Annotated in this window: 25 protein-coding genes; 4 read left to right on the top strand and 21 right to left on the bottom strand. The window is 65.6% G+C overall.

Annotated features, from left to right (window positions below; translation table 11 throughout):
- Window positions 1–24 precede the first annotated feature (24 nt).
- The 8 genes from I6F33_RS18860 to I6F33_RS18825 form a co-directional block, all read right to left on the bottom strand.
- Entirely contained in the window at window positions 25–1,104 is a 1,080-nt protein-coding gene (locus I6F33_RS18860; protein WP_225143693.1) for an isocitrate/isopropylmalate dehydrogenase family protein, read from the bottom strand.
- Window positions 1,105–1,237: 133 nt separating this feature from the next.
- A complete protein-coding gene (locus I6F33_RS18855; protein ID WP_225143691.1) occupies window positions 1,238–2,305 on the bottom strand; it encodes an alcohol dehydrogenase in 1,068 nt (355 codons plus the stop codon).
- A gap of 75 nt (window positions 2,306–2,380) precedes the next feature.
- A complete protein-coding gene (locus I6F33_RS18850; protein WP_225123703.1) occupies window positions 2,381–3,352 on the bottom strand; it encodes an ABC transporter ATP-binding protein in 972 nt (323 codons plus the stop codon).
- Window positions 3,349–4,341 (bottom strand): ABC transporter ATP-binding protein, encoded by a 993-nt coding sequence (locus I6F33_RS18845; protein WP_225143689.1) that lies wholly within the window; start codon window positions 4,339–4,341, stop codon window positions 3,349–3,351. Before I6F33_RS18845 ends, I6F33_RS18850 begins: the two co-directional genes overlap by 4 nt.
- The gene (locus tag I6F33_RS18840) at window positions 4,338–5,210 is read right to left on the bottom strand and encodes an ABC transporter permease (RefSeq protein WP_036004454.1); all 873 of its coding nucleotides are present in this window, start codon (window positions 5,208–5,210) and stop codon (window positions 4,338–4,340) included. Before I6F33_RS18840 ends, I6F33_RS18845 begins: the two co-directional genes overlap by 4 nt.
- Window positions 5,197–6,147 (bottom strand): ABC transporter permease, encoded by a 951-nt coding sequence (locus tag I6F33_RS18835; protein ID WP_036025925.1) that lies wholly within the window; start codon window positions 6,145–6,147, stop codon window positions 5,197–5,199. The genes I6F33_RS18840 and I6F33_RS18835 overlap by 14 nt, the downstream gene beginning before the upstream one ends.
- A 7-nt stretch (window positions 6,148–6,154) precedes the next feature.
- Window positions 6,155–7,690 carry an ABC transporter substrate-binding protein gene (locus I6F33_RS18830; RefSeq protein WP_109144553.1) on the bottom strand — a complete coding sequence of 512 codons (1,536 nt, stop codon included), beginning with the start codon at window positions 7,688–7,690 and terminating at the stop codon, window positions 6,155–6,157.
- A 130-nt stretch (window positions 7,691–7,820) separates the two neighbouring features.
- Window positions 7,821–9,017, bottom strand: coding sequence for a CaiB/BaiF CoA-transferase family protein (locus tag I6F33_RS18825; protein ID WP_225143688.1), 1,197 nt, complete (start codon window positions 9,015–9,017; stop codon window positions 7,821–7,823).
- Between the two features lie 191 nt (window positions 9,018–9,208).
- On the opposite strand from I6F33_RS18825, the gene glgA reads away from it, so the two are divergent.
- On the top strand, window positions 9,209–10,624 hold the full coding sequence (gene glgA, locus I6F33_RS18820) for a glycogen synthase GlgA (RefSeq protein ID WP_225143686.1): 1,416 nt from the start codon (window positions 9,209–9,211) through the stop codon (window positions 10,622–10,624).
- Window positions 10,625–10,765: 141 nt separating this feature from the next.
- Here the strand turns inward: glgA and I6F33_RS18815 are convergent, their stop codons facing one another.
- The 3 genes from I6F33_RS18815 to I6F33_RS18805 form a co-directional block, all read right to left on the bottom strand.
- Complete coding sequence (locus tag I6F33_RS18815) at window positions 10,766–11,713, bottom strand: oxygenase MpaB family protein (protein WP_225143684.1); 948 nt, start codon at window positions 11,711–11,713, stop codon at window positions 10,766–10,768.
- A gap of 90 nt (window positions 11,714–11,803) precedes the next feature.
- Entirely contained in the window at window positions 11,804–12,949 is a 1,146-nt protein-coding gene (locus I6F33_RS18810; protein WP_225143682.1) for a patatin-like phospholipase family protein, read from the bottom strand.
- A gap of 58 nt (window positions 12,950–13,007) precedes the next feature.
- Window positions 13,008–13,832 carry a 3-hydroxybutyrate dehydrogenase gene (locus I6F33_RS18805; RefSeq protein WP_225143680.1) on the bottom strand — a complete coding sequence of 275 codons (825 nt, stop codon included), beginning with the start codon at window positions 13,830–13,832 and terminating at the stop codon, window positions 13,008–13,010.
- A gap of 180 nt (window positions 13,833–14,012) precedes the next feature.
- On the opposite strand from I6F33_RS18805, the gene I6F33_RS18800 reads away from it, so the two are divergent.
- The gene (locus tag I6F33_RS18800) at window positions 14,013–14,900 is read left to right on the top strand and encodes a LysR family transcriptional regulator (RefSeq protein WP_225127450.1); all 888 of its coding nucleotides are present in this window, start codon (window positions 14,013–14,015) and stop codon (window positions 14,898–14,900) included.
- Between the two features lie 185 nt (window positions 14,901–15,085).
- Here I6F33_RS18800 and I6F33_RS18795 read toward each other — a convergent pair whose 3' ends face one another.
- Window positions 15,086–15,802, bottom strand: a complete 717-nt coding sequence (locus tag I6F33_RS18795) for a peroxiredoxin-like family protein (protein ID WP_225112672.1) — start codon at window positions 15,800–15,802, stop codon at window positions 15,086–15,088.
- Window positions 15,803–16,075: 273 nt separating this feature from the next.
- Between I6F33_RS18795 and I6F33_RS18790 the strand changes: the two genes are divergently transcribed.
- Window positions 16,076–16,555: a cupin domain-containing protein gene (locus tag I6F33_RS18790; RefSeq protein WP_225143678.1), complete on the top strand. Its 480-nt coding sequence runs from the start codon at window positions 16,076–16,078 to the stop codon at window positions 16,553–16,555.
- A 221-nt stretch (window positions 16,556–16,776) separates the two neighbouring features.
- Complete coding sequence (locus tag I6F33_RS18785) at window positions 16,777–17,979, top strand: MFS transporter (protein ID WP_225143676.1); 1,203 nt, start codon at window positions 16,777–16,779, stop codon at window positions 17,977–17,979.
- Here I6F33_RS18785 and ccoS read toward each other — a convergent pair.
- The 9 genes from ccoS to I6F33_RS18740 form a co-directional block, all read right to left on the bottom strand.
- Window positions 17,976–18,143, bottom strand: coding sequence for a cbb3-type cytochrome oxidase assembly protein CcoS (ccoS, locus tag I6F33_RS18780; RefSeq protein ID WP_008550618.1), 168 nt, complete (start codon window positions 18,141–18,143; stop codon window positions 17,976–17,978). The two genes, I6F33_RS18785 and ccoS, sit on opposite strands and share 4 nt — an antisense overlap.
- Entirely contained in the window at window positions 18,143–20,332 is a 2,190-nt protein-coding gene (locus I6F33_RS18775; RefSeq protein ID WP_225143675.1) for a cation-translocating P-type ATPase, read from the bottom strand. Before I6F33_RS18775 ends, ccoS begins: the two co-directional genes overlap by 1 nt.
- A gap of 11 nt (window positions 20,333–20,343) precedes the next feature.
- Window positions 20,344–20,829 carry a FixH family protein gene (locus I6F33_RS18770; RefSeq protein ID WP_225143674.1) on the bottom strand — a complete coding sequence of 162 codons (486 nt, stop codon included), beginning with the start codon at window positions 20,827–20,829 and terminating at the stop codon, window positions 20,344–20,346.
- Window positions 20,830–20,844: 15 nt separating this feature from the next.
- Window positions 20,845–22,311, bottom strand: coding sequence for a cytochrome c oxidase accessory protein CcoG (gene ccoG / locus I6F33_RS18765; RefSeq protein ID WP_225143673.1), 1,467 nt, complete (start codon window positions 22,309–22,311; stop codon window positions 20,845–20,847).
- Between the two features lie 121 nt (window positions 22,312–22,432).
- Window positions 22,433–23,308, bottom strand: a complete 876-nt coding sequence (gene ccoP / locus I6F33_RS18760) for a cytochrome-c oxidase, cbb3-type subunit III (protein ID WP_225143672.1) — start codon at window positions 23,306–23,308, stop codon at window positions 22,433–22,435.
- A gap of 6 nt (window positions 23,309–23,314) precedes the next feature.
- A complete protein-coding gene (locus tag I6F33_RS18755) occupies window positions 23,315–23,479 on the bottom strand; it encodes a cbb3-type cytochrome c oxidase subunit 3 (protein ID WP_025034779.1) in 165 nt (54 codons plus the stop codon).
- Window positions 23,480–23,492: 13 nt separating this feature from the next.
- Entirely contained in the window at window positions 23,493–24,227 is a 735-nt protein-coding gene (gene ccoO / locus I6F33_RS18750) for a cytochrome-c oxidase, cbb3-type subunit II (protein ID WP_225143671.1), read from the bottom strand.
- A 12-nt stretch (window positions 24,228–24,239) separates the two neighbouring features.
- Window positions 24,240–25,889, bottom strand: a complete 1,650-nt coding sequence (gene ccoN / locus I6F33_RS18745; RefSeq protein ID WP_225143670.1) for a cytochrome-c oxidase, cbb3-type subunit I — start codon at window positions 25,887–25,889, stop codon at window positions 24,240–24,242.
- Between the two features lie 320 nt (window positions 25,890–26,209).
- Entirely contained in the window at window positions 26,210–26,635 is a 426-nt protein-coding gene (locus I6F33_RS18740) for an HPP family protein (RefSeq protein WP_036004405.1), read from the bottom strand.
- Window positions 26,636–26,666: the final 31 nt, after the last annotated feature.

Below are 26,666 nucleotides of genomic sequence, written 5' to 3'. Positions count from 1 at the left end.
GGAGAGAGGCCAGGAGCACAGCCCCTACAGCGCTCCCAGCACCGCTTTCGTGATGTCAGCCGTGCCATTGCCGCCGCCGAATTCCATCGGCTTGATGCCGCCGGCATAGACCTGGTCCACCGCACGCTCGATCGTCTCGCCGGCTTCCGCAGCGCTCTCGATGCCGTGCTTGTCGGCGAGCCAATCCAGCATCATCGCGGCGGACAGGATCATGCCGGTGGGGTTGGCCTTGCCCTGCCCCATGATGTCAGGCGCCGTGCCGTGGCACGGCTGGAACACCGCGTACTTGTCGCCGATGTCGGCGGACGGCGCCATGCCGAGGCCGCCGATCAGGCTTGCGGTGATGTCGGAGACGATGTCACCGAACATGTTCTCCATCACCATCACGTCGAAATCCCAGGGACGCTTGACCAGCATCGCCGAGCAGGCATCGACATAGAGCCGGTCGGTCTTCACGCCAGGATGCTTCTTCTCGATCTCGTCGAAGATGCCGCGGAAGAACGCAAAGGCCTTGAACACGTTCGCCTTGTCGACGCAGGTGAGTGCGCCCGGCTTGCCGCGCGCCTTGCGCCGCTCGGCAAGGCGGAACGAGAACTCGAACAGGCGCTCGGAGGTTTTGCGCGTGATCACCATGGTCTCGCGCGCGTCCTCATGGGTGACGACGCCCTTGCCCATCGAGGCGAACAGGCCCTCGGTGGACTCCCGGATCACGACAAGATCGATGCCGCGCTGGTCGGCACCGACGATCGGGCTCGGCACGCCCGGAATGAGGCGCGCCGGGCGCACGCCGGCATAGAGATCGAAGATGAAGCGCAGCTCGATCTGCGGCGCGATCTCGGTGTTGTCGGGGTAGCGCACCGACGGCAGGCCGCAGGCCCCGAGCAGGATCGCGTCCGCCTCCTCGCAGAGCTTGATGGTGCTATCCGGCATCGACTTGCCGGTCGCGAGATAATGGTTGGCGCCGGCCGGCGCCTCGGTGAAGCGGAAGCCGAGGCCGGACTTCTCGCCGACCTTGCGCAGCACCTCCAGCGCCGGCGCCATGACTTCAGGGCCGATGCCGTCACCGGCGAGCACGGCAATGTGGAAGGCGTTGTTTGCGGACATTTAAGGCCTCAAGGGAGGTGTCAACCAGGTCGTCATTGCGAGCGAAGCGAAGCAATCCAGAACTGCATCCACGGAGACATTCTGGATTGCTTCGTCGCTTCGCTCCTCGCAATGACGAGGGAGAGAGCGTTCGTTACGGCGTCAGCACCGTACGCCCGACCACCGCGCCCTGCTGCAATTGCAGCAGCGCGTCGTTGGCCTTGGCGAGCGGTTGCGGCGTCACCGGGATCGGCGGCACCTTCTTCGACCGCACCAGGTCGAGCAGCTCCTGCGTCTCGCGCAAGTTTCCGACATAGCTGCCCTGGATCGTCACCGCCTTGATCGGAATCAGCGGCAGGGCCCAGGTCGCGCCGCCGCCGAACAGGCCGACAAGGACGAGCTTGCCGCCCTTGGTCAGGCAGTCGAAGCCGAGCTGCGTCGTAGCAGCGTTGCCGACGAGGTCGATCACGGCGCGGATAGGGCCGCCCGCCTTCTTGGCAAGCTGCTCCAGCGCGTCAGGCGCCTTGGGATCGACGGTCGCAAGCGCACCGGCCTTCTCCGCCGCCTCGCGCTTCCTCGCGTCGATATCGACCATGATCGCACCCTTGCCGCCCATCGCCTTGAGCAGCGACAGCGCCATCAGCCCGAGGCCGCCGGCGCCGAACATCACGATCGGCGTGTCGAAATGCTGCTCGACCTTCTTCAGCGCGCTATAGGTGGTGACGCCCGAGCAGGCATAGGGCGCGGTCGTTGCAGGATCGAGGCCTTTCAGATTGAGCAGGTAGCGCGGATGCGGCACCAGCATGTGATCGGAATAGCCGCCGTCGCAATAGACCCCGAGCGAGCGCGGCGTCAGGCACATGTTCTCGTCACCGGCGAGGCACGTGGCACATTTGCCGCAGCCGATCCAGGGATAGACCAGCCCGACATCGCCGACCTTCAGGTCGCCCTGGTCGGTCGGCTTCACGTCGGGGCCGAAGGCGAGGACTTCGCCGACCGTCTCGTGGCCCATGATCAGCGGCAGGTTGATGCCGCGGTCCTTCAACGAGAGCGGCTTGCGGCCATGGCCGAGATCGTAGCCGCCTTCCCAGATGTGGAGGTCGCTGTGGCAGACGCCGGCGGCCTTCACCTTGATCAGCACCTGCGTGCCCGAGGGCTGCGGCGTCGCCTCGTCGACCTCCTGCAGCGGCGCCTTGAAATCGGCAACCTTGAAACTCTTCATCGGCGTCCTCCCGCATGCTTCTTGTTGTCGCGCCACCATGCCATGGTCGGCGCGACCAGACAAACCGGTCTTAGTTCAGGCCAGCGGATGATGGCAAGCCGCGAACTGGCCGGGTGCGACCTGGCGCAACTCCGGTATCTCCGCGCTGCAACGCTGATCCGCGCGCGGGCAGCGGGTGCGGAAGCGGCAGCCGGACGGCGGCGCAATCGGCGATGGCGGCTCGCCGGCCGCCACACTTTCGGCGGGTCGCACGTCCGGATCCGGCACCGGGATCGCCTGCAACAGCAGCGCGGTGTAGGGATGCGCAGGCCGCGCGAACAATTGCTCGGAGGGGGCGACCTCGCACAGCCGGCCGAGATACATCACCGCGACGCGGTCGCTGACCGCTTTGACCACCGCGAGGTCGTGCGCGATGAACAGCAGCGTCAGGCCGAAGCGCGCCTTCATCTCCTCCAGCAGGTTGAGGATCTGCGCGCGGATGGAGACGTCGAGAGCCGACACCGGCTCGTCGCAGACGATGAATTCCGGGTTGAGCACCAGCGAGCGCGCGATGCAGATGCGCTGGCACTGGCCGCCGGAGAATTCGTGCGGCAGGCGGTTCGCCACGAGATCGGGGTCGAGTCCGACCGCGGAGAGCACCTCGTGAACGCGCCGTTTGCGCTCGGCGGCATCCTTGATCCCGGCGATGATCAGCGGCTCGGCGACGATGTCGCCGATGCGCCGGCGCGGATTGAGCGAAGCAATCGGATCCTGGAAGATCAGCTGCACGCGGCGGCGCATCCGGCGCAGCGCCTCGCCCTCCATCGCGGTGAGGTCCTCGCCGTCGAACATCACGCGGCCGGACTTGGCGCGGCGCAGTTGCAGCACCGCGCGCCCGAGCGTCGACTTGCCGCAGCCGGATTCGCCGACCAGCCCAAGCGTCTCGCCGCGCGCGACCTGGAGGCTGACACCGGAAACGGCATGAACAATCTTGTTGCCGAGGCCGTATTCGACCACGAGATTGTCGACGTTGAGAAGCGGCGCGGGGCGCGCGGCAAGCTGCATCATGCCTCGATCCCCTCCGTCATCCGGATCGGATGGAAGCAGGCATAGAGATGTCCCGACACCTCGGCGCTGGTCAGGACCGGTTTGGCCTCATGACAGCGCCCGCCGGCATAACTGCAGCGCGGCGCGAAGGAGCAGCCCTTCAGCGGGCGCGTCGGATCGGGTGGACGGCCCGAGATCGCCGGCAGCGGCGTATGCGGCGCGGTATCGAGCTTCGGGATCGCCGCCAGCAGTGCCTCGGTGTAGGGCATGTGCATGCGCTTGAACAAGGCTTGCGTCGGCGCGCGCTCCACCACCCGGCCGGCATACATTACCGCGACCTCGTCGGCGCGGCCGGCTACCACGCCGAGATCGTGGGTGATGATGATCATCGCCATGTGGCGGCGGCGCTGCTCGCGCGCGAGCAGATCGAGGATCTGCGCCTGGATGGTGACGTCGAGCGCGGTGGTCGGCTCGTCCGCGATCAGGAGCTTCGGCTCGCAGGACAGTGCGATCGCAATCGCGATGCGCTGGCGCATGCCGCCGGAGCATTGATGCGGATATTGCGCGAGCCGCTGCTCCGGGGCGGGAATGCCGACGGCGGCGAGCAGCTCGATGCTGCGGGCCTTCGCGACGGGAGCGTCAAGCTCGAGGTGCTCCTGGATCGTCTCCATCAGCTGCGTGCCGATGGTGAGCACCGGGTTCAGCGAGGTCATCGGGTCCTGGAACACGACCGCGAGGTCGCGCCCGCGCAGCCGCCGCAGGCTTTCAGCCTCGAGCCGCACCAGATCCTCGCCGTCGAACATCACCCGGCCCGTCAGCTTCGCCTTCTTCGGCAGCAGTTGCAGCACGGCGCGCGAGAGCATGGTCTTGCCGCAGCCGGATTCACCGACGATCCCGAGCGTGCGGCCGGCCTGCAGCGAAAGGTCGACGTGATCGACCGCGCGCAGGTTTCCGCGCGGGGTCGGCAGCTCGACCGCGACATCCTCGATGGCCAGGAGCGGCGCGGTCACAGTGCCCCCTGACGTGGGTCGGTGAGAGCTCGCAAGGTGTCGCCGACGAGGTTGAACGCCAGCACCGTCGCAAACAGTGCTGCCGCCGGCAGAAAGGCGAGGCGCGGCGCGACGTCCAGACTGTCACGTCCCTCCCCGATCATGCTGCCCCAGCTCGGCATCGGCGGCGGCACGCCGAGGCCGAGGAAGGACAGCGCGCCCTCGACCACGATGGTGACCGCGACGCCGAGCAGGAAGAAGGCGAGCAGCGGCAGGATGACGTTCGGCAGCAGCTCGCGCAGCAGGATGCGCGCATGGCTAGCCCCTAACGCCTCGGCGGCGATCACGAACTCGCGCCGCGCCAGCGTCAGCGTCGCCGCGCGCGCCACGCGCATGAAAGCGGGAATGCCGAGCACGCCGAGGACAATAGTGAGGTTGGGGACCGACTGCCCGAGATAGGCGACCACCGCGAGCGCGAAGATCAGCGGCGGAAAGGCGAGCAACACATCCATGCTGCCGACCACCAGCGTCTCGAACCGGCCGCGGAAATAGCCGGCCAGCAGGCCGAGCGCGCCGCCGATGACGAGGCCGATCATGGGCGCGATCAGCCCGACCGTTAGCGACACCCGCGCACCAAAGATCAGCCGGGCGAGCTCGTCGCGGCCGAGCCCGTCGGTGCCGAGCCAATGTTCCCCGGAGAAGGCGGCTCGCCGTTCCAGCATGTCCATATCGGTCGGGTTCTGCAGCGGCAGCACCGGCGCCAGGATCGCTAGCGAAAGGATGATCGCAACCCAGGCGCTTGCGATCCAGAACAACAGGCCGAGCTTGGGCTTGCGGCCGACCGGCGCAGCTACCTCCTCGTCCTGGATCGACAGCTCAAGCGTGGCCATGGCGGATCCTGGGGTCGAGCACGGCATAGAGCATGTCGACGATGAAGTTGACGATGACGAAGCCGCAGGCGACCAGCAGCACCACGCCCTGGAGAATGACGAGGTCCCGGGTGTAGATCGCCCCGACCAGCAGCCGGCCGATGCCGGGCAGCGCGAAGATCGTTTCCACGATCAGCGTGCCGCCGAGCAGGCGACCGATATTGATGCCCGTCACCGTCACCAGGGTCAGCGAAGAAGGCTTCAGCGCATGCACCAACAGGATGCGCGATGGCTTGAGACCCTTTGCTTTCGCCAGCGCGATATAGTCCTCCTGCAACGTCGCGATCATGTCGGAGCGCAGCACCCGCATGATGCCCGGCCATTCCGCCAGCGCCAGCGTCAGCGCCGGCAGCACGAAGAAGCGCAAATTGGCCAGCGGCGCCTCGGTGAACGGCACATAGCCGGTCGCCGGCAGCCAGCGCAGCTCGACCGCGAACAGATAGATCAGCAGGATCGCAGTCAGGAACGACGGCATCGACAGCATCGCGAAAGCGCTGCCGGTCATGAAGCGGTCGAACGCACCGCCGGCGCGCGCGGCACAGGCGATCGCAACGGGAACACCGATCAGGAGCCCGATGAACTCGGCCATCAGCATCAGCTGCAGCGAGACCGGGATGCGCTCGGCCACCGCCTGCAGCACCGTCTGCCCGGTGCGAAACGAGCGGCCGAGATCGCCCTGCACCACGTGGCCGAGCCAGCTCAGGTAACGCCACCACAGCGGCTGGTCGAGTCCCATGTCGCGGCGCAGCGCCGCGACGTTCTCCGGCGTTGCCTGATCGCCCAGGATGACGAGCGCGAGATCGCCCGGCAGCAGCGAGGCGATCAGGAACGTCAGCAACGAGACGGCGAGCAGGACCGGCAGCATGGCAAGCAGCCGCCGCGCGACGAAGTTCAGCATCGCGCGGTCATTCCAGCCAGGTGGTCGAGACGTCGATCACGCCGTTGTAGATCTTCGGAAAGCCCTTCAGCTTGGCGCTGGACAGCGCGTAATAGGTATTCTGGAAGGTCCAGAACCAGATCGCCTCCTTGTTGATCAGACGGCTGATGGCGCAATAATCCTCGGTGCGCTGGCCGATGTCGGCGGTGACGCGCGCATGGTCCAGAAGCTTGTCGAGCTCGGGGTTCGCGTATCCGGCGAGCGCCAGCGGGCTGCCGCTGCGGAAATTCGCGTACATCTGCGGATCGGGATCGGCGAGATCGACGATGCGCCACGGCGTCAGCTGGAACTGCCGGGTGAAGGCGCGCGTCGGAATCGTGGCCTGGTCGACCTGCTCGATCTCCATGTTGGCGCCGACGCGCTTCCAGAATTGCTGCAGCACTTGGCCGACCATGCGGCCGCGCGGCGTCGCCGTCACCAGCATCTTGAACTCGACCGGCTTGCCGTACTCCTTGATCAGCGCCTTGGCCTTCTCAACGTCGAACGGCAGCGCCCCGTCGTCCTTGCACTTGACCCAGGAGCCGTCGCCGTAAGGATTGCTCGCGGGCCGGCTCAGGCCGTTGCTGATCGCTTGCGACATCTTGGGACGGTCGATCGCCATCACCAGGGCCTGCCGCACCCTCACGTCATCGAACGGCGCCACCTTGGTGTTGAAGGCGTAGACCTGCGCGCCCGAGCCCTTGTAGGTGTGCACGGTGAGCTTGGGGTCCTTCTGCGCCCTCATGATGTTGTCGGCGTCGTTCTCGTCATCCCAGATGATGTCGGCCTCGCCCGATTGCAGCGAGGCAAAGCGCGACTGCGCGTCGGGCAGCGGCTTCAGGACGATGCGGTCGAGATACGGGCGACCCTTGTCCCAATAGTTCGGGTTCTTCTCCAGCACCATGCGGTCGCCGGCGGTCCAGGATTTCAGGATGTAGGGGCCGGTGCCGACGGGATTGCGGTTGTAATCGTCGCCCTTGGTCTTCCAGGCGGTCGGCGAATGGATGACGTTGTTCTGGCTCTGGATGGTGATCGTCGCCGGCAGGTTCACGGAAGGATCGGTGAGATTATAGACGATTGTGTATTCGTCCGGCGCCAGCACCTCCTTGACGTTGGTGATGTAGAAGGCGCAGCGGCACTTGTTGGCGGGGTCCTTCTGCCGGTCGAAATTCTCCTTGAAGGCCTGCGCATTGAACGGCGTGCCGTCGTGGAATTTGACGCCTTCGCGGAGCTTGAAGGTCCAGGTCTTGTAGTCCTCGGAATGGCTCCAGGACACCGCGAGCTTCGGCGCGGCCTCGCCCTTGTCATTCAGCGTCGTCAGCGTGTCGAAGATCGCGGCGGCAGCGGTGAAGGTCGAGGTGTCGTAGACGCCGACCTTGAGCGGATCGAAGCCTGCGATCTCCAGCTCCTGACCGACGGTGATGCTGCCGCCCGATTTCTGCGCCTGCGCTGGCGTAGCCAGTGCAAATGCCGCAACGAGGAAAATAGGCACGCGCCTGCGTGCCAAGGCCGCCGCGTTCGTCATGGTTCCTCCCGGGATCCCTCGTCCGATGTTTCGGATCGTGAATGACTCGGAGGCGAGCTTGGCGACAAATGCCCGCCTCGGCAAGAGGAACGAACGAGAGTTCGAACGCCGCATGTGGCGGCGATGAGACTCAGGATGTCGCGGCCGTTTTGCCTGGCGGAATTGCCGTACGGTCCGCAAGGCCGATCTCCTGGCGCAACGCGTCGGTGTGCTCCCCGAGCACGGACACGGTCTTGGCCGGCGCCGTGTCAGCCCCCGACATCCGAAACGGCAGGTTGAGCACCTGGAACGAGCCGCCCTCGTCCCGCACCTCGGAGAGTGCCTGGCGGTGCGCAAGCTGCGGATCGGCCAAAGCCTCGGACACGCTGCGATAGGCCGAGGCCGGCACGCCGGCAGCGCCAAGCACGCGCAAGCACGCATCGGTCGAAAGCTGCCGCGACCAGATTTCGACGCCGTCCATCAGCTCGGCCCAGTTCTCGCGCCGCGCGGCATAGGTGGCGAAACGCGGATCGGAGACCCAGTCCGGGCGGCCGATCACCCCCATCAGGGCCTGGAACGTCTTCTCGCTGGCGATCGTGATCATGACGTAGCCGCTTGCCGTCTCGGTCGGTCCGAACATCGGGCGTGGCGGCGGCGGCACCGCGAATTGCGAGCTCTGCAGCTCGGTCAGCGTCAGCGACAGCATGGTTTCCAGCATGGAGACGTCGATGTGCTGGCCGGCGCCCGTCACGCAGCGTTGATAGAGCGCCGACGCGATCGCGCCAAAACCATAGGTCCCGGTGACGACGTCGGCGTGGTAGATACCGCAATAGTCGGGACGGTTGCGGCCCGGCTGGTAGGCGAGATGGGCCATGTCGTAGCCCGAGGCCGCGTGGATCACCGGGGCGTAGGCCGGCAGCTCGGCCGAAGGGCCGGTCTGGCCATAGCCCGAGATCGAGCAGTAGATCAGCCTCGGGTTGACCTGACGCAGGCTGTCGTAGTCGAGCCGAAGGCGGCGCATCACGCCGGGACGGAAGTTCTCGACCAGAATATCCGACGTCGCGGCCAGCCGGCGCACCGCCTCCTTGCCGTCCTCGGACTTGAGGTCGAGGACCACGCTCTTCTTGCCGACATTGAGCTGGCCGAACGCGGTGCTGCAGCCGTTGCGGAGGGGAGGCCGGGTCCGCATCGTCTCCCCGCCGTCGGTCTCGATCTTGATGACCTCGGCACCCATGTCGGCGAGCATCCGTGTGCAATGGGGCCCGGCGATGGTGGTCGAAAAATCCAGCACCCGCAGGCCCGCGAAGGCCTTTGTCGTCGTCCCCTCATGCTTATCTGCTAGCTGCATGCCTGCCTGCGCCCTTGAACTCGTGGAACCATCGAAGATCTTTGTTGTTGATGCGGCGACCCTAGAGGGCGGCGGCTGAGTAGGAAAGTGTTTACCGAACAGACGTGCCGCGTGGGCGGGCTTTGGATTTCCAGCACAACTGGACCCGTTCTTGCATAGCAGCAAGCGGGGTCGAAAGAGGGCGGTTGTTCTTGAGGGTCTTGTTCGTCACCACAGAGATGGACGACTTCGTTCGCGTCGGCGGATTGGGCGCCGTTTCCGCCGCCCTCCCCCGCGCACTTCGCTCCTTCGCCGATATCCGGATCATGCTGCCCGGCTATCGCGACATCATCGAGCAACTCACGCATATTCAGGTCGTTGGCCGCTGTCCCGCATTCGCGGAGATGCCGGCCTGCTCGCTCGGCCGTGCCGCGACCAAGGACGGCCTGCCGGTCTATGTGCTGTTGTGCTCGCAGCTCTACGACCGACCCGGCAACCCCTATGGCGACGAGTTCGGGCGCGATTGGCCCGACAACGACATCCGCTTCGCGCGCTTCGCCTCGGCCGCCGCTGAGCTCGCCATGGGCAAGCTGGACAAGAATTGGGCAGCAGACCTGATCCATGCCAACGATTGGCAGGCCTCGCTGGTGCCGGCCTATCTGGCCTGGCAGGGCGCCAAGCTGCCGTCCATCCTGACCATCCATAACCTCGCCTATCAGGGCCTCTTCCCGAAGGACTCGCTGCGGCGGATCGGCGCACCGGAGAGCTCCTTCCACATCGACGGCGTCGAGTTCTACGACCAGGTCTCCTTCCTCAAGGCGGGCCTCGTCTACGCCTCCCACCTCACCACGGTCAGCGGCACCTATGCGCGGGAGATCACCACGGCCGAATTCGGCTGTGGCCTGGAGGGCCTGCTCCGCCTGCGCTCCGACGCCGCCGAGCTCACCGGCATCCTCAACGGCATCGACGAGAGCTGGGACCCGCGCTCCTGCGCCCAGCTTGCCCAGCAATTCGGCGCTGGCGACTGGGTCGGCAAGAAGGCCAATGCGGACTACGTCCGCAAGCAGTTCGGACTGGCGGTCTCGCGCGGGCCGATGTTCGGCATCGTCGCGCGTCTCGTGCACCAGAAGGGCATCGACCTCGTTCTGTCGGCGGCGGACGAGATCGTCGATGCCGGCGGGCAGATCGTGGTCACCGGCTCCGGCGAGCCGGCGCTCGAGCAGGCCCTGATCGACGCGCACCGCCGCCGCCCCGACGCCATCGGGGTCGCGATCGGCTTCAACGAGGCCCAGGCGCGGCGCATCTTCGCCGGCAGCGACTTCACCTTGATGCCGTCGCGGTTCGAGCCGTGCGGGCTCAGCCAGATGTACGCGCAGCGCTTCGGCTCGCTGCCGATCGGTCACCAGACCGGCGGCCTCGCCGAAACCATTAGCGACGGGGAGACCGGATTCCTGTTCTCGAGGCCGTCGCACGAATCTTTCCTCGGCGGCGTGCGGCGGGCCTTCTCGGCCTTCATGGCCCACGACCAGCTCGATACGATGCGCCGCAGCGCCATGGGGCGCTCGTTCTCCTGGAGCATCTCGGCCGGCAGCTACAGCGCGCTGTACCGCAAGCTGGCGTCGGTGTGAGGCACTGCTGTCATTCCGGGGCGCGCCGTTTGGCGCGAGCCCGGAATCCATCGTGCGGCCGGAACGCTCGGAGAAATGGATTCCGGGCTCGCGCTCCGCGCGCCCCGGAATGACAAGCTGCGACAAGCTTGCCTCGAGTCCCTATTTCCCGCGCACATCCATCTGCGGACGGCCGATCCAGGCGCGATTAAGACACCGCGTCATCCAGTCGGGCCGCGCTTCGCCCCGCAGCCGCGCCTGCGCTTCCTGGTAGGGACCGACATAGCGCAGCCGGCCAGGCAATTTCGGATAGACGCGCCGAATCCACCGCAGCGCGTGATCGGCGGATCGGATCGCACGCGCGTCGAGCTCGAAGCCGAAGCCCGCGCGCAAGCGCTCGGGCAGCATGCTCGCGGTGAGCGCGCAATACCAGCGCGGCGGCCGCAGCCACGGGCGCGCGCCGCTGAATATCTGCGCGGCGATCTCGCGGGCCGCAGGGCCAACGGTTAGCGTCTCCGACTGCGCCATTGCCTTGGTGTAGGCGACGAAGCCGGACCAGTCCGCCGGCAAATCATCCCCCTTTAATCCGAAGAGGGCGCCGTACAGCCTGGCCTCGCTCCAATAGCGATCGCGCTCCTCCGCCGAGAGTGGCGGCAGCACCAGATCATGTGCCATGAGCGCGGTCTCGACCAGCGTGGCGTGGACCCAGCGCAGCGCGGGGATGTCGTTGGCGCAGTAGCGCGAGCCGGCCGCGAACGGCCCCACGGTCTCGGGCATCTCGCCGACGATCATGCTGTGACGCCGATGTAGCTGCCGGGACGACAGCAGCGCCCGGTCCAGCGAACCGAACACCATCGTAAAGACGATGTCGAAGGTGCGATGGAAGCGGCCGATCGGATCGGCAAGGGTGCGCGAATGCTCGGCGATCGCCGCCGCCACCCAGGGATGGGCCAGTTGCAGCAGCAGCGCACGGCCGGCGCCGAGAAAGAGCACGGCCTCCCGGTCGATCTGCCAGGTCAGTGAGGCCGGACCGAATACGCCCGCGACCGGTCCCGCCACGTTGGCACGCAGCGTCTCGAGCGACTCCTCCAGATCTTTCTCAGCGACCAATTGCAAGCCTCGCGACGAAGATACGGCGACCATACTCCGGACCGCGCGCCTGCAAAATCGTCGTCGTGCGAGGCTATGACGGACAGAGCCTCACTCCGCCGCCATCGGCATCTCGTCCATATGCTCGTGCAGCACGACGCCGGCGAGCGGATCGAATTCGCCGACCCAGGGCTTGTGCGCCAGCACCGATTTCGTGTGCGCATAGCCGGCGTGCCAGCGCCGCGTGATCCCGGACGGACTGAAGTCGATATCCTTGGTATGGGTCTCGTGCTCGAGCTGCGGCGCCAGCAGACGCACCACATGCATGCGGGTCGGGCAGCCGTAGCTCGTCAGTTCCCTCACCGCGGGATCGTTGCGCTCGCTCTCGGGCAGCTGCGCCGCGAGCTGGTTAATGACGTGGCGCAGACGATGGGCCTGCTGCTGTCGCACGATCTGGCTGGCGATGCGGCTGGAATATTGCACGTCCTTGTGCCGGTTCAGCACCTCCGCCATCGTGGTCGGCTCCGGCCCGACCGGATTCCACAGATGCACGGAGAAGATCAGCGAGTTCCTGCGTGGATTGTCGTCGAACACGGCTTCGGTCGGCGTGTTCGACAGGATGCCGCCGTCCCAATAGAGCTCGCCGTCGATGCGCACGGCGGGGAAAGCCGGCGGCAGCGCGCCCGAGGCCATCACATGCTTCACCGTCAGCTCGCCGTCGCGGCTGTCGAAATAGCGCATTTCGCTGGTGCCGACATGAGCCGCACCGACCGTCAGACGCGGTGCGCAGCGGTTGGCGAGATCAAAATCGACGAGCTCGCTCAGCGTCTTCTCCAGCGGCGCGGTCGAATAATAGCCGGCGTAATCGGCGCCCAGCGGATAGGAATCGCCGGCATGGGCCAGCGGATTGGGCCGGAAGAAACCGGCAATGCCGTGGGTCACGGTCGACCAATAGGCCAGCTTCTCGTTGAAGCCGGGAAACGCGGCTCGCCAGTCCCAGACCGGCTTCTGCTCCATCCGTTTCCAGAACTCCCGCAAGCGCGCGAGCCGGTGCTCGGGCGCGTTGCCGGCGATGAGGCTCGCATTGATCGCACCGATCGAGGTGCCGATGATCCAGTCCGGCTCGATGCCGGCTTCGTGCAAGGCCTGGTAGACCCCGGCCTGGTACGAGCCGAGCGCGCCGCCGCCCTGAAGCACGAGCACGACCTGACCCGGCAGGTCGTGCTGCTTATGCTGAGAATTGTCCTGCGTGCCCATGTCTCGCTCCTGGTGAGCTTGCACTGTTCGAGTATTCGACTTGCTGCGCCGGCCCATGTCAATGCGCGGTCCAACCGCCGTCGACCGGCAGCGCAACGCCGGTGATCGAGGCCGCCGCGTCCGTCGACAGGAACACCGCGAGTGCGCCGAGCTCCTCGACCGCAACAAAGCGCTTGTTCGGCTGTTGCGCCAGCAGCACGTCGCGGATCACCTGATCGCGGGAGATGCCATGGGCCTTGGCCTGGCCGTCGATCTGCGCCTCGACCAGCGGCGTATGGACATAACCAGGGCAGATTGCGTTGCAGGTGATGCCCTGCTCCGCCGTCTCCAGCGCCGTCACCTTGGTGAGGCCGACGATGCCATGCTTGGCGGTGACATAGGCTGCCTTGAACGGCGAACCGACCAGGCCGTGCGTGGAGGCAATGTTGATGATCCGGCCGAAACCGTGCTGCCGCATTGCCGGCAAGGCGAGCCGCGTGGTGTGGAAGGCCGAGGACAGGTTGATTGCCAGGATCTGGTCCCACTTCTCGACCGGAAACTGGTCGAGCGGCGCGACATGCTGGATGCCGGCGTTGTTGACCAAGATGTCCAGCCGGCCGGATTGGGCCACCGTCGCCGCGACCATCTCGGCGATCGATTTCGGCCTCGTCATGTCCGCTGGCGAATAGCTGGCCTTGACGCCGAACTCGGCGGCGATCTGCTCGCGCGTCCGGCCGATCTCGCTGGCGATACCAAGGCCATTGAGCACGATGTCGGCGCCCGAGGCGGCGAGGGCCCGCGCGATACCGAGACCGATGCCGCTGGTCGACCCGGTGACAAGCGCCACCTTGCCGGCAAGCACGCGTGATGAAGCGGACGTCTGCGTCTTGATGGGAATATTCATGATCCAGACCTCTTCTCAGCGCGACACCGCGCCAGGCTGGAGCGAAATGTGCGGGATCTCCGGGATTTGCGGAAATGCCGGTTGGCTTCCGAGTCGATACGTCCGCGCTATCGCAGGCGGGATGTCATTTTTCGCCCTGATCGGCTAGATTTCCGGTCGATTTTTGCTGGGAGCCGATCCATGGAAATGCACCAGGTCCGCTATTTCCTCGCGGTGGCGCAGCTCTTGAACTTCACGCGCGCGGCCGAGGAATGCAACGTCACGCAGCCCTCGCTGACGCGCGCGATCAAGCAGCTCGAGGCCGAGCTGGGCGGCGACCTGTTCCGCCGCGAACGCCCCGCCGCGCAATTGACTGAGCTCGGCCAGCGCATGCATCCACTCCTGAAGCAGTGCTATGACGCGGCCATCGGCGCGCGCTCGCTCGCCTCCTCGTTCAGGAGCGGAGAGATCGGTGCGCTCCGCATTGCGCTGACGCATTCGATCGACCTCGCTTTGCTGATTCCGCATCTCAACGAGATCAAGCGGCAGTTCAACCGGCTCGAATTCCGCTTTCTGCGCGGCTCGGGCCGGGAGGTCGGCGACTTCCTGAAGAAGGGCGAAGCCGAGCTCGGCATTGCTGCCGAGATCGACGAGGCCTGGGACCGGCTGGATGTCTGGCCGCTGTTCACCGAGAGCTTCGAGCTCGTCGTCGGCGACGGGCACCGGCTGGCCGGCCGCAGCTCGGTCGAACTGGACGATCTGCGATCGGAGCTGCTGCTGAGCCGAACTTTCTGCGAGCACGCGCGCCGCATCTCCGCGAGCCTGCGCGAGCACGGCATCGACATCGAACAGGGTCATGAGGTCTCGAACGAGCGCGACTTGATCGAGCTGGTCGAGGCCGAGATGGGCGTCGCCATGGTGCCGCACACCTCGCCCGTGCCGGAGCGGCTGACCCGCGCCGCGGTCACGGGGCTGGACGCCCGCCGCACCGTCAATCTCTATGGGGTCGCCGGCCGGCAACGCACCGCCGTGGGCAACGCCGTGATGCGCATGCTGCGCGGCGCCGACTGGCGCGAGATCGCGGGGTAGTCTTTACAGTGTCGACCGCCCTTCCCCTCTCCCCCTGTGGGAGAGGGTGGCTCGCCGCATAGCGGCGAGACGGGTGAGGGGTATCTCTCCGCGACTCCAATCCTCATTTGTGATTGCGGAGGCAACCCCTCATCCGGCGCTTCGCGCCACCTTCTCCCACAAGGGGAGAAGGAAGAAAGCGTAGCTCAATTCTCCTGGCTCGCGCGCTCCAGCGCTTCGATCAGATCCTCGATCTCCATGCGCTTGCGGAAATCCGGATCGACAAAGCGGGCTTTCACGATGCCGTCGCGTCCGACCAAGAACACGGCCGGGATCGGCAGCATCCAGCCGTCATTGCCGTGGAATTTCGCCATGTCCTGATAGGACAGCAATTGCTGGATCTCGGCACCTAACCAGATCGCGAGGTCGAGCGACAGCGCATAGCCGTTGTCGAGATCCGTCAGGATCGGAAACGGCGCGCCGGATTCGGCCTTGAGCTGCCCGGTATATTCCTGCGTCTCCGGCACGATCGCGACAACCTGCGCCCCCATCGCCTTGATGCGGTCCAGCGCCTGGACCACGGCGCGGACATTGAGCCGGCAATAGGGACACCAATGGCCGCGGAAGAACATCACCGCGACGGGGCCTCCCTCCAGCAGCGAGGGCAGCGACACGAGACGGCCACCCTCGTCGGGCAGCATGAACGGCGGCATCGGGTCGCCCGGCCGCGGCGCGGTCTCGCCGCCGCCGTTGTCGCTCAATCGCGCGACCAGGCGATCGACCGCCTCGCCATAGGCCGGAAAGACCTCGCGGCTGGCATCTGCATAGGCGCGGAGCTGTTCGTTCAGCGTGCTGTCCATGTCGCGGCAGCGCTGGAACGCGAGCCTGAGCTGTTCGGCATCGGCTGGCGAGAGAGACGTCATCTTCCTGCTCCGGCTTCCTTGCGGGCGAATATTAGTTTCCCGGTTCGTCCGCCCGCAAGGGGCGACCGCAATCGGGCGTGCTGGCATCGGACGCCGGATGCTGCGAAAGCGGAAATGCCGATGCCCAATCGGTTCGATAGCTGCCGCCTATCGGCATAGCGCGGGGCTATCGCATCGAAAGCAAGCCGGCATTTCAACATGGAAAAGGTCTCGACGAAGCTCCTGCCATAGCCCGCGGCCATCAGGGCTCGCGGCCAACAGAGGAGACTTTCCATGTCTAGCCATCTCACAATGTCGCGCGTGGTTTGGACAGGCGTTGCCGTTCTCGGCGCGCTGACATTTGCGACGCCGGTTTTCGCCGGCGAATGTCCGGCCGGCAAGACCAAGCCGAATGCGCAGCCGATGGTCGACTACAAGCCTGTCGGCGTTACCGACGTGACGCTCGGCGCGATCGATCTCGGCAAGCAGCCCGCCCGTATTGAGGGCCGCGAGCTGCGCTTCCGCAAGCTGACCATCGAGCCCGGCGGCATCGTGCCCTGGCACAGCCATGACGACCGTCCGGCCCTGATCTTCGTGCAGCAGGGCGAGATCGTCGAATACGCCTCCAACTGCGTCGACCCGATCGTGCACAAGGCCGGCGACATCCGCCCCGAAGTCCACGACACCTCGCACTGGTGGAAGAACCTCGGCAAGGAGACCGTCATTCTCTATGTCGGCGACGTCCGCAAGGATCCCAACGACCGCCATATGTAATTCCGTGCGGCCATCCTTCGAGACGCCCGCTTCAGGCGGGCTCCTCAGGATGAGGACGGAGTGTGCGGCAGCAGCCTCGGCGGCCACGATGTCGCTTAGCCTCATCCTGAGGAGACCGCCACCGGGTCCGCGCAGAGCGCGGCCCGATGACAGGCTCCGCGGTCGTCTCAAAGGACGAGGCGCGCGCTCGGGCATGCCGGGGCATGAGGGAGCGCAACGACATGACCGATCTTTCCGCATCGATCAAACCGACCGCGACGACGATGAATGCGCATTCCCCTGGCTTCGCGTTTCGCTCGCTCGTGATCGGCCTCACCGCATTCCTGACGGTCGTCGATCTCTTCGCGACGCAGGCGATCCTGCCCTCGCTGACACGGCACTACGGCGTCACACCCGCGGCAATGGGCTTTGCCGTCAATGCCAGCACCTTCGGCATGGCCGCAGCCAGCCTCGTCGTCGGCTTCTTCAGCCCGCGTATCGACCGGCGAACGGGCATCCTGCTCAGCCTGGTCCTGCTTGCGGTTCCCACCAGCCTGCTTGCTGTCGCGCCCAATCTTGCCGTCTTCACCGCGTTGCGGGTCGCACAGGGCCTGTGCATGGCGTCCGCCTTCGCGCTCACCCTCGCCTATCTCGGCGAGCAATGCAGCGCCATGGACGCCGGCGGCGCCTTTGCCGCCTACATCACCGGCAATGTCGCCAGCAATCTCGTCGGCCGGCTGATCTCGGCCGCATTGGCCGATGGCCTCGGCCTCGCCTGGAACTTCTACTTCTTCGCGGCGCTCAATCTTGCCGGCGCGGCGCTGGTCTATTTCACCGTCAACTGCGTGCCGCCGATGCATGCGATGACGCCGGCGGCTTCGCCGCTCGCCGCCACCATCGCGCATTGGCGCAATCCGCAGCTGCGCGCCTCTTTCGGCATCGGCTTCTGCATCCTGTTCGCCTTCATCGGCACCTTCACCTACGTCAATTTCGTGCTGGTGCGGCCGCCGCTGTCGCTCGGCATGATGGATCTCGGCCTCGTCTATTTCGTCTTCCTGCCGTCGATCGTCACGACGCTTCTGGCCGGCAGGGTGGCGGCGCGGCTGGGAACGCGGCCCACGATCTGGGGCGCGCTCGCTGTTGCCGGGCTCGGCCTGCCCTTGATGCTGTCGCCGCGTCTGGGCGAAGTGCTCGCCGGCATGGTCCTGGTCGGGGTCGGCACATTCTTCGCACAGGCCGCCGCGACGGGTTTCGTCGGACAGGCCGCAGCCGACAATCGCGGCATCGCCAGCGGGACCTATCTTACGTGTTACTTCTGCGGCGGACTGGTCGGTACGGCCGTGCTCGGGCGCCTGTTCGACGCTTTCGGATGGCAGGCGTGCGTATTCGGCGTGGGCGCGGCGCTCGCTGCCGCAGCCCTGCTTACATTCGCCCTGAAACGCTAGCGCTTGGCCGGCGCTTCCTGCGGCGGCTCGTCGTCGGCGATCGCGCGCCAGGCGGCGCCGTCGAGATCGTCGTACTGGCCGCTCCTGAGTGACCACAGGAAAGCGACGAGACCGGCACCTCCGAGCATCAATGCTAGCGGGACCAGGATGACCAGTATCTCCATTACACGATCTCCCGCGAGGCGCTGCGGGCGCGCAGCGAGTTCAGCATCACCAGGATCGACGATCCGCTCATGGCGGCAGCGGCGATCAGGGGCGTCACGACGCCGCTGATCGCAACCGGCACCGCGAGCACATTGTAGCCGATCGCAAGCCAGAGGTTCTGCCGCATCAAATGCAGCGCCTTGCGCGAGGCGTCGATGGCGGCAACCACCGGCGCCAGCGGCCGGCCGAGGAAGACGAGATCGGCGGTGGCCTGGCTGAGATGCGCGGCCGAGATCGGCGACATCGAGACATGGGCCGCCGCGAGCGATGGCGCATCGTTCATGCCGTCGCCGACCATCAGCACTTTCGCACCGCGCCGTTTCAGCTCCTCGATCCGCGCGATCTTGTCGGCCGGGGTGACGCTGGCGCGCCACTCGGGGATGTCGAGCGATTGGGCCGCGGCCTTCACGGCCGGCTCGCGATCGCCGGACAGGATCTCGATGCCGATTTTGCGCGCCTTCAGAGCCGCGATCACCGCCTTGGCATCGGGTCGCAGGCCCTGGCGAACCGAGAGGATGAATTTTTCGCTGCCCTTGCTGAACGCGACGATGGAAGCTTCGGGATCGACCAAGGCGCTGCCGACCAGCGCCTCGGCACCGCAGAAGGAGGGACGGCCGAGGCGAAGCTCGAGGCCGTCGACGGTCGCACGGACACCCCGCCCGGCCTCCTCCACCGCACTGAGGATCGGAGACTTCGCACCGGCAGCTTGCGCGACGGCGGCAGCCACCGGGTGATGGCTCGACAGTGCGAGCCGGCCGGCGAGTTCGAAGACATCGGCGGGAATGTCGGAGGCATTCATCACTTCGAGCTCGGGCAGCGTCAGCGTGCCGGTCTTGTCAAAGATCACATGGTCGGCTTCAGCCAGCCGCTCGATCGCATCGCCCGCATTGAGCAGCACACCGGCCTTGAACATCGCGCCCGAGGCCACCGTCTGCACCGTCGGGATCGCAAGCCCTAGGGCGCAGGGACAGGTGATGATCAGCACGGCGACGCCGGTCACGATCGCATCGTGCCAGCTCGCACCGGCGAGGACCCATCCGAGAATGGTCAGGAGCGCGGTCGCATGCACCACCGGCGCATAGAGCCGCGAGGCCCGGTCGGCAAGGCGCATGTAGCGCGAGCGCGCCTGGAGCGCGTTGTCGAGCAGCCGCGTGATCTCGGCGAGCAGCGTCGCCTCGGAGGCGGCCGAGACTCGCACCCGCAAGCTGCCGGAGATGTTCATCGATCCCGCATAGACCGGCGTGCCCTGCTCGGCCGTGACATAGAGCGTCTCGCCGGTGATCAGGCTCTGGTCGATCTCGGAACGCCCTTCGATCACGGTGCCGTCGACCGCGCAGCGCTCGCCGGGCCGGAGCAGCACGATGTCGCCCGGATTGATCGCCGCCACCGGCACCTGCGAGATCTCGTCGGGCCCGATGAACTTCGCGGCCGTCTCAGCCTTCAGCGCGGCGAGATTGCCGGCGACCGCGCGGGTCCGCCGCCGCATGTTCTGGTCGAGGAAGCGGCCGACCAGGAGGAAGGTCAGCAGCATGATCGCGGCGTCGAAATAGGCATGCTCGGCGTGGTGGATGGTCTCGACCACGGACATGCCGAGCGCCAGGATCACGCCGATCGAAATCGGCACGTCCATGTTGGTGGTCTTGGCCGACAGAGCGCGCCAGGCCGAGCGAAAGAACGGCTGGCCGGCATAGGCCGCCGCCGGCAGCGCGATCAGCGCCGACAGCCAGTGGAAGAAATCGCGCTGCTCCGGCAGCATGTCCGAGACGTTGCCGGACCACACCGGGATCGACAGCATCATCACGTTCATGGTGGCGAACGCGGCGACCCCGAGGCAGCGCAGCAGGAAGCGGGATTCGGCGACCTCGGCCGCTTCCGCACTCTCGGTCTCGAACGGATAGGCCTTGTAGCCGAGCTCTTCGAGCCGGTCGATGAAACGGCCGGGGTCGAGCGTCCCCGCCTTCCATTCCAGCGCGACGCGGCGGTTGGTGAGGTTGACGCGCGCCAGGGTGACGTCGGGGATGGCCGAGAGCCCGCGCTCGATCTTGGCCATGCAGCCGGCGCAGTGAACGCCCTCGACGGCGAGATCGATGTGCCGGAGGCCCTCGCCCGCATCGCGGACGTAATGAGAGAAATCGCGCGTGACCTGCATGACGGAATCCTTCAGTTCAGGATCACGCGGTTGCGCGACATGAACACGCGCGTCCCCCGCGCCTCGCCCTCGATCACCAGGTCCCATTGGCCCGGCGCGACGGACGCCGCATTGCCGCGATAGAGGCCGATGCCGGCTTCGCTGAGCTCGACCGCGAGGTCGGCGCGCTTGTCGGTCGGCCGCTCCAGCCGGCCGCCGAACTTGAGCCCGGAGATCGGCTGGCCGGCAGCATCGCGGGCCTCGACCTGGACCGAGGCGCCGCCGTCGTTGCGGCGCTCGACATGGGCGCTGACCTTCCACTTCCGCGCGGCCTGGTCCTGCGCCGCGGAGATCTCGCGCTCGTAAGTCAGGCCCGCGGCATAGGGGCTGTCGACGTCGGTGCCGGGCAGCGTTGCGATGGCGAGCTTCATCATGGTGGCGTTGACCCCGATCACGAGGCCGAAGAAGGCGACCAGCATCAGGAAGACCTTGGTTCCGGTCAGCGGCTTGGATGACATGACGGTCTCCTGGATTTACGGCGCGACGAAATTGTCGGTGGCGCTCGCGGCGACGCCGAGCCCGATGTCCATGACGTGGAAGCGGACCGGAATCGATTTCTCCGGATTGTTTTCGGCCGGCGCGGTGACCAGCAGCCGCAGCTCGCTGGTCGCATCGCGCGGGATCACGATGATCGGACGGTCCGGCGTGACCGAATCGATGCCGACGACGTGCATCGTGGGGTTCACGGGCCCCTCGACGTCGATCGCGATGACGCGGTCGTAGCCGCTCTTGTTCAGCAGCCGCACCGTATAGGCGTTGCGGATCGAGCCGTCGCTCAGCTTGACCGCGACCGGGTTGCGGTCGTGCAGCAGGTTGACGTCGAGCAGGCTGCGGGTCGCCAGCGTATAGATCATGAAGCCGCCGACGGCCGCGATAATGGCACTATAGACGACGGTGCGAGGCCGGACGATCCGGTAGATCGGCGCCTTGCCTTCCTGGCGGCGATGGATGTTGATGTCGTTGTCGTAGCCGATCAGCCGCTTCGGCCGGCCGATCTTTGTCATCACGTTGTCGCATGCGTCGATGCAGAGGCCGCACTGGATGCATTCCATCTGCGGCCCGTTGCGGATGTCGATGCCGGTCGGGCAGACCGCGACGCATTGGTAGCAGTCGACGCAATCGCCGACCTGTTGGCCGAGGGCGCGCAGCTCGGCGGACTTTTTCACCGAGGTGCGCTTCTCGCCGCGGTCATAGCGATAGGTGACGTTGAGCGCCCATTCGTCGGTGAGTGCGGCCTGAATGCGCGGCCACGGACACATATAGGTGCAGACCTGCTCGCGCATGAAGCCGGCGAGCAGATAGGTCGTCGCGGTGAGGATGCCGATCCAGATATAGGCGAGCATCGGCCCCTGGAAGGTGACGAGCTCCTTCACCAGGGTCGGCGCGTCGTTGAAATAGAGCACCCAGGCGCCGCCGGTCCACCAGGCGATCATGAGCCAGATCGAATGCTTGAGCACGATCTCGGAGATGCGCTCCAGCTTCATCGGATCGGACGATTTGTCCTTCTTCATCCGCTCGCGCCGGTCGCCCTCGATCAGGCGCTCGACCGCGTAGAACAGGTCGGTCCACACCGTCTGCGGACAGAGATAGCCGCACCAGATCCGCCCGCCGATGGAGTTCATCAGGAACAGCGCCACCGCGGCGACGATCAACAGGCCCGTGAAGTAATAGACCTCCTGCGGCCACAGCTCGATGAAGAAGGAATAGAAGCGGCTGTTGGGAAGATCGATCAGCACCGCCTGGCTCGGCGCGCCGAGACCGCGATTCCAGCGCACGAAGGGCAGGAAGTAGTAGACGCCGAGGCAGAATGCCATCAGGCCCCATTTGATCCGGCGGAAAGTACCGGAGACGCTCTGGGGATAGACCTTCTTGCGCGCCGCATAGAGCGGCCCGACGTCGTCCGCGGGCTTCAGTTCGTTCGGATTGACGGTCTTGTTCATCGCCTCGAGCTTCTTCAAAGGTGCGATTAAACCTAGACCCGGCACCGCCGCGCAGGTTGATCCAACGCAAACGGGGGCGCTTTTCTTCGCCCCCGCCGGAAGTCGTCGGTCGCGGATCGGCCTATTTGCCGCCGCCGAGCGAGTGGACGTAGACCGCCATCGCCTTGATGGTGGCGGGATCGAGCCGGCCTTCCCAGGCCGGCATCACGCCGGCGCGGCCCTGGCCGATGGTCTCGATCAGGCTCGCCTCGTCGGAGCCGTAGAGCCAGATCTTGTCGGTCAGATCAGGTGCGCCCATCTCCTGGTTGCCCTTGCCGGCGTCGCCGTGGCAGGCGGCGCAATTCTCCGCGAAGATCTTCTGGCCCTTGGCGGCGTCATAGCCGTTGCGGGTCGACAGGCCCGACAGCGACCGCACGTAATTGGCGGCGGTGACGATCTCGTCGCCCTTCAGCACGCCATCCTTGCCGAAGGCGAGCATCTGCCCCTCATGGGTCTTGGCATGGCCCGACCGCACGCCGAACTGGATGGTCTGCATGATCTGGTCGAGCGAGCCGCCCCACAGCCATTCGTCGTCGTTCAGGTTGGGATAGCCCTTGGACCCCGTCGCACCCGTGCCGTGGCACGGCGCGCAATTGTCGCCGAACACCGTCTTGCCCTTGGCGCGCGCAAGCGCCAGCAGAGCCGGATCCTTCTGGATGTCGGCGAGCGAGGCCGAGCCCAGCGCCGCCATCTTGTCACCCCGGATCTTCTCGAGGTTAGCGAGCTCGACCGCGACGTCGGCGCGCGAGGAATAGCCGAACAGGCCGGTGGTGTTGCTTTGGATCAGCGGCCAGGCCGGATAGACGATCCAGTAGCCGATCGACCAGACGATGGTGAGATAGAAGGTGATCACCCACCACCGCGGCAGCGGCGTGTTGAGCTCCTTGATGCCGTCCCACTCGTGTCCGGTCGTGGACTTGCCGGAGACGGAATCGATGTCGCTAGAATGATCGGTCATGTTTTCTCACTCCTCCCGCAAGGGCAGGTGCGCTGCCTTGTCGAACGCAGCCTTGTTACGGGGCCAAAATGCGTAGGCGATGATCGCGAGAAAGATCGCGACGAACACCGGTGTCCAGATCGTCGTCACGAGATCGGACGCAAGATTATGGACGGTCAGGATGGCTTTCATCGTTCATGCCTTCTCAGCGAAGATTGGCTTTCTCGTTGTAGATCTTGAAGTCGACCAGCGTGCCGAGCATCTGCAGGTACGCGACCAGCGCGTCCATCTCGGTCGGCGTGCCGGTCTTGCCGTCGAAATTGCGTACGACGGCCTTGGCGTAGCGCTTGGTGAAAGCGTCGGTGCCGGCATTGTCCGGATCGGCCTGGGCCTTCAGGTCGCCGGCGGCATTGGCGATCTGCTCGTCGCTATAGGGGACGCCGACGGTCCTGAGGGCGCGCATGTCGCCGGCGATCGCATCGGGGTCGATCTCGGCCTTGCTGAGGAACGGATAGCCGGGCATCACGGACTGCGGCACGATCGCGCGCGGGTTGGCCAGATGGGTGACGTGCCACTCGTCGGAATATTTGGCGCCGACACGGGCGAGATCCGGGCCGGTGCGCTTGGAGCCCCACTGGAACGGGTGGTCATACATGCTCTCCGCGGCGAGCGAGAAGTGGCCGTAGCGCTCGACCTCGTCGCGCAAGGGCCGGACCATCTGCGAGTGGCAGAGATAGCAGCCCTCGCGGACATAGACGTTGCGCCCCGCCAGCTCCAGCGGCGTGTAGGGCCTGACCCCATCGACCTTCTCGATCGTGCTCTTGAGGTAGAACAGCGGAGTGATCTCGACGAGACCACCGACCGCGACCACCAGCAGGATGCCGACAATCAGGATGATCGAGTTCTTTTCGAAGATTTGGTGACGTGTCCAGAACGACATTGCTTGAGCTCCTCATTCCGCCGGCTGAAGAGCGACGGGCATCTGGACTTCCTGTTCGCCGACGCGAACCGTCATCCAGAGATTGTAGGCCATGATCAGCGAGCCGATCAGGAACAGGCCGCCGCCTGCGGCGCGGATGATGTAGAAGGGATGCATCGCCTCGACGGTCTCGATGAAGGAATATTCGAGGAAGCCGAGCGAGGTGTAGGCGCGCCACATCAGGCCTTGCAGGATGCCGGAGACCCACATCGCCGAGATGTAGAGGACGATGCCGAGGGTGGCGACCCAGAAGTGCCAGTTGACGAGCTTGAGGCTGTAGAGGCCCTTGCGATTCCAGGCCCACGGCACCAGGCAGTACAGCGCGCCGAAGGAGACGAAGCCGACCCAGCCGAGCGCGCCGGAATGCACGTGGCCGATGGTCCAGTCGGTGTAGTGGCTGAGCGAATTGACCACCTTGATCGACATCATCGGGCCTTCGAAGGTCGACATGCCGTAGAAGGCGACGGAGACCACGAGCATGCGCAGCACGGGATCGGTGCGCAGCTTGTCCCAGGCGCCCGACAGCGTCATCAGGCCGTTGATCATGCCGCCCCAGGAGGGCATCCACAGCATGATCGAGAAGGTCATGCCGAGCGTCTGCGTCCAGTCCGGCAGCGCCGTGTAGTGCAGATGGTGGGGACCTGCCCAGATGTAGAGGAAGATCAGCGCCCAGAAGTGGATGATCGAGAGCCGGTAGGAATAGATCGGCCGCTCGGCACGCTTCGGGATGAAGTAGTACATGATGGCGAGGAAGCCGGCGGTCAGGAAGAAGCCGACCGCGTTGTGGCCGTACCACCACTGGAACATGGCGTCCTGGATGCCGCCCCAGGCGACGTAGGACTTCGAGCCGAACACCGAAACGGGCAGCGCCGGGTTGTTGCCGAGATGCAGCACCGCGATCGTCACGATGAAGGCGAGATAGAACCAGTTCGCAACGAAGATGTGCGGCTCCTTGCGCTTGAAGATGGTGGCAAGGAAGACGAGCAGATAGACGACCCAGACGATGGTCAGCCACAGATCGGCGTACCATTCCGGCTCGGCATATTCCTTTGACTGGGTGACGCCGAGCAGATAGCCGGTGCCGGCGATCAGGATGAAGAAGTTGTAGCCGAGCACGACGAACCACGGCGCGAGGTCACCGGCAAGGCGCGCGCGGCAGGACTTCTGCACGGCATAGAACGAGGTTGCGATCAAGACGTTGCCGCCGAAGGCGAAGATCACGGCGGAGGTGTGCAGCGGGCGCAGGCGGCCGAAGCTGATCCAGGGCAGATCGAAATTCAGCGCGGGCCAGGCCAGCTGCGAGGCGATGATGAGGCCGACGAGGAATCCGGCAATGCCCCAGAACATCGCCATGAAGGCCGAGAACTTGATCGGCCCCATGCTGTAGTTCGGGCGGCCGTTGATCTCCTGGGCCGGCAGCGCCGCCGGCCGCTCGAAGTAGCGGTTGACGATGAAGAACACCGCAGCGAGGCTCGCCGCCGCGCTGAGCGCAGCGTGGAACGCGAAGGGCGCATCGAGCGCCTTGGCCGAGGCGATCACGCAGAGGAAAGCGGTGACTGCGAATACGACAGCCAAGCCGCTTTCACCGATGGTCATGGATTTTGAGATGGAGGGCTGGCTCATGCGGATTCTCTCTGAAAGAACACGCTGCCAGAAACCACATCCACCCTCGCGGCGAATTGATTGAAATCAAGATAGATGGATTTCTGTTAATGTGAGCCGATGCAGTGCCAGTTGAAATGCCCTCTCCCCTTGTGGGAGAGGGCAGCGAGAAGGTGCGGCAAACTCACTTGGGTGAGGGGTTGGTTCCGCACGAAAAGTTTTTCCGTTGAAGCGGACCCCTCATCCGGCGCTTCGCGCCACCTTCTCCCGCAAGGGGAGAAGGGAAGAAAGATAGATAACCTCCGTGAAATCACGGAGGTTGGAACAGAAGGATCCAGACGTCACTCCCGCGCCGTCGCCTTGAGCGCCGCAATGACGTCCTCGCGCGCGATGATGCCGGCGAGCTTCTGCGCGCCGTCGAGCACGATGATGCTCCTGATGCGGTGCTCGACCATGATCTGGAGCACGCGCGTCAGCCGCGTGTCGGGGCTGACATAGATGAACTCGGGCGTCATGACGTCGCCGATCTTGCGGCTCATCAGGTCGTCGTAGCGCGGCAACATCTGGCTCGGCGTAAAGGCGAAGCACTTCAGGATGTCGAACTTGGTGACGATGCCGACCACCTGCCCGTCGTCTTCGACCGGATAGGAATTGAAATCGTCGGTCTCGAACATCTCGCTGAGCTGGAACAAGTCGAGGCCGCGCTGCACCGTCTTGACGTTGCGCGTCATGTAGCCGTCGACGGTCTGTTCAAGAAATTGGTACACGGCGCGTCCTCCTCGATTCCTCCAACTGGCC

Source organism: Bradyrhizobium sp. BRP20 (genome assembly GCF_020194215.1).
Lineage (GTDB): Bacteria > Pseudomonadota > Alphaproteobacteria > Rhizobiales > Xanthobacteraceae > Bradyrhizobium > Bradyrhizobium yuanmingense.
Note: the sequence above shows the minus strand (reverse complement) of the source record. Positions and strands in the feature narration are given on the sequence as shown.

What these genes read in the sequence shown, in the direction of transcription:
- ccoG (WP_225143673.1), bottom strand. Translation starts at nt 22,311, where the DNA reads ATGAACAAGACCGTCAATCCGAACGAACTGAAGCCCGCGGACGACGTC.
- I6F33_RS18755 (WP_025034779.1), bottom strand. Translation starts at nt 23,479, where the DNA reads ATGAAAGCCATCCTGACCGTCCATAATCTTGCGTCCGATCTCGTGACG.
- I6F33_RS18860 (WP_225143693.1), bottom strand. Translation starts at nt 1,104, where the DNA reads ATGTCCGCAAACAACGCCTTCCACATTGCCGTGCTCGCCGGTGACGGC.
- I6F33_RS18775 (WP_225143675.1), bottom strand. Translation starts at nt 20,332, where the DNA reads ATGCAGGTCACGCGCGATTTCTCTCATTACGTCCGCGATGCGGGCGAG.
- I6F33_RS18840 (WP_036004454.1), bottom strand. Translation starts at nt 5,210, where the DNA reads ATGGCCACGCTTGAGCTGTCGATCCAGGACGAGGAGGTAGCTGCGCCG.
- I6F33_RS18805 (WP_225143680.1), bottom strand. Translation starts at nt 13,832, where the DNA reads ATGAATATTCCCATCAAGACGCAGACGTCCGCTTCATCACGCGTGCTT.
- I6F33_RS18790 (WP_225143678.1), top strand. Translation starts at nt 16,076, where the DNA reads ATGTCTAGCCATCTCACAATGTCGCGCGTGGTTTGGACAGGCGTTGCC.
- ccoN (WP_225143670.1), bottom strand. Translation starts at nt 25,889, where the DNA reads ATGAGCCAGCCCTCCATCTCAAAATCCATGACCATCGGTGAAAGCGGC.
- ccoP (WP_225143672.1), bottom strand. Translation starts at nt 23,308, where the DNA reads ATGACCGATCATTCTAGCGACATCGATTCCGTCTCCGGCAAGTCCACG.
- I6F33_RS18835 (WP_036025925.1), bottom strand. Translation starts at nt 6,147, where the DNA reads ATGCTGAACTTCGTCGCGCGGCGGCTGCTTGCCATGCTGCCGGTCCTG.
- I6F33_RS18810 (WP_225143682.1), bottom strand. Translation starts at nt 12,949, where the DNA reads ATGGGCACGCAGGACAATTCTCAGCATAAGCAGCACGACCTGCCGGGT.
- I6F33_RS18855 (WP_225143691.1), bottom strand. Translation starts at nt 2,305, where the DNA reads ATGAAGAGTTTCAAGGTTGCCGATTTCAAGGCGCCGCTGCAGGAGGTC.
- I6F33_RS18795 (WP_225112672.1), bottom strand. Translation starts at nt 15,802, where the DNA reads ATGACGTCTCTCTCGCCAGCCGATGCCGAACAGCTCAGGCTCGCGTTC.
- I6F33_RS18770 (WP_225143674.1), bottom strand. Translation starts at nt 20,829, where the DNA reads ATGTCATCCAAGCCGCTGACCGGAACCAAGGTCTTCCTGATGCTGGTC.
- I6F33_RS18850 (WP_225123703.1), bottom strand. Translation starts at nt 3,352, where the DNA reads ATGATGCAGCTTGCCGCGCGCCCCGCGCCGCTTCTCAACGTCGACAAT.
- ccoO (WP_225143671.1), bottom strand. Translation starts at nt 24,227, where the DNA reads ATGTCGTTCTGGACACGTCACCAAATCTTCGAAAAGAACTCGATCATC.
- I6F33_RS18785 (WP_225143676.1), top strand. Translation starts at nt 16,777, where the DNA reads ATGACCGATCTTTCCGCATCGATCAAACCGACCGCGACGACGATGAAT.
- ccoS (WP_008550618.1), bottom strand. Translation starts at nt 18,143, where the DNA reads ATGGAGATACTGGTCATCCTGGTCCCGCTAGCATTGATGCTCGGAGGT.
- I6F33_RS18825 (WP_225143688.1), bottom strand. Translation starts at nt 9,017, where the DNA reads ATGCAGCTAGCAGATAAGCATGAGGGGACGACGACAAAGGCCTTCGCG.
- I6F33_RS18800 (WP_225127450.1), top strand. Translation starts at nt 14,013, where the DNA reads ATGGAAATGCACCAGGTCCGCTATTTCCTCGCGGTGGCGCAGCTCTTG.
- I6F33_RS18830 (WP_109144553.1), bottom strand. Translation starts at nt 7,690, where the DNA reads ATGACGAACGCGGCGGCCTTGGCACGCAGGCGCGTGCCTATTTTCCTC.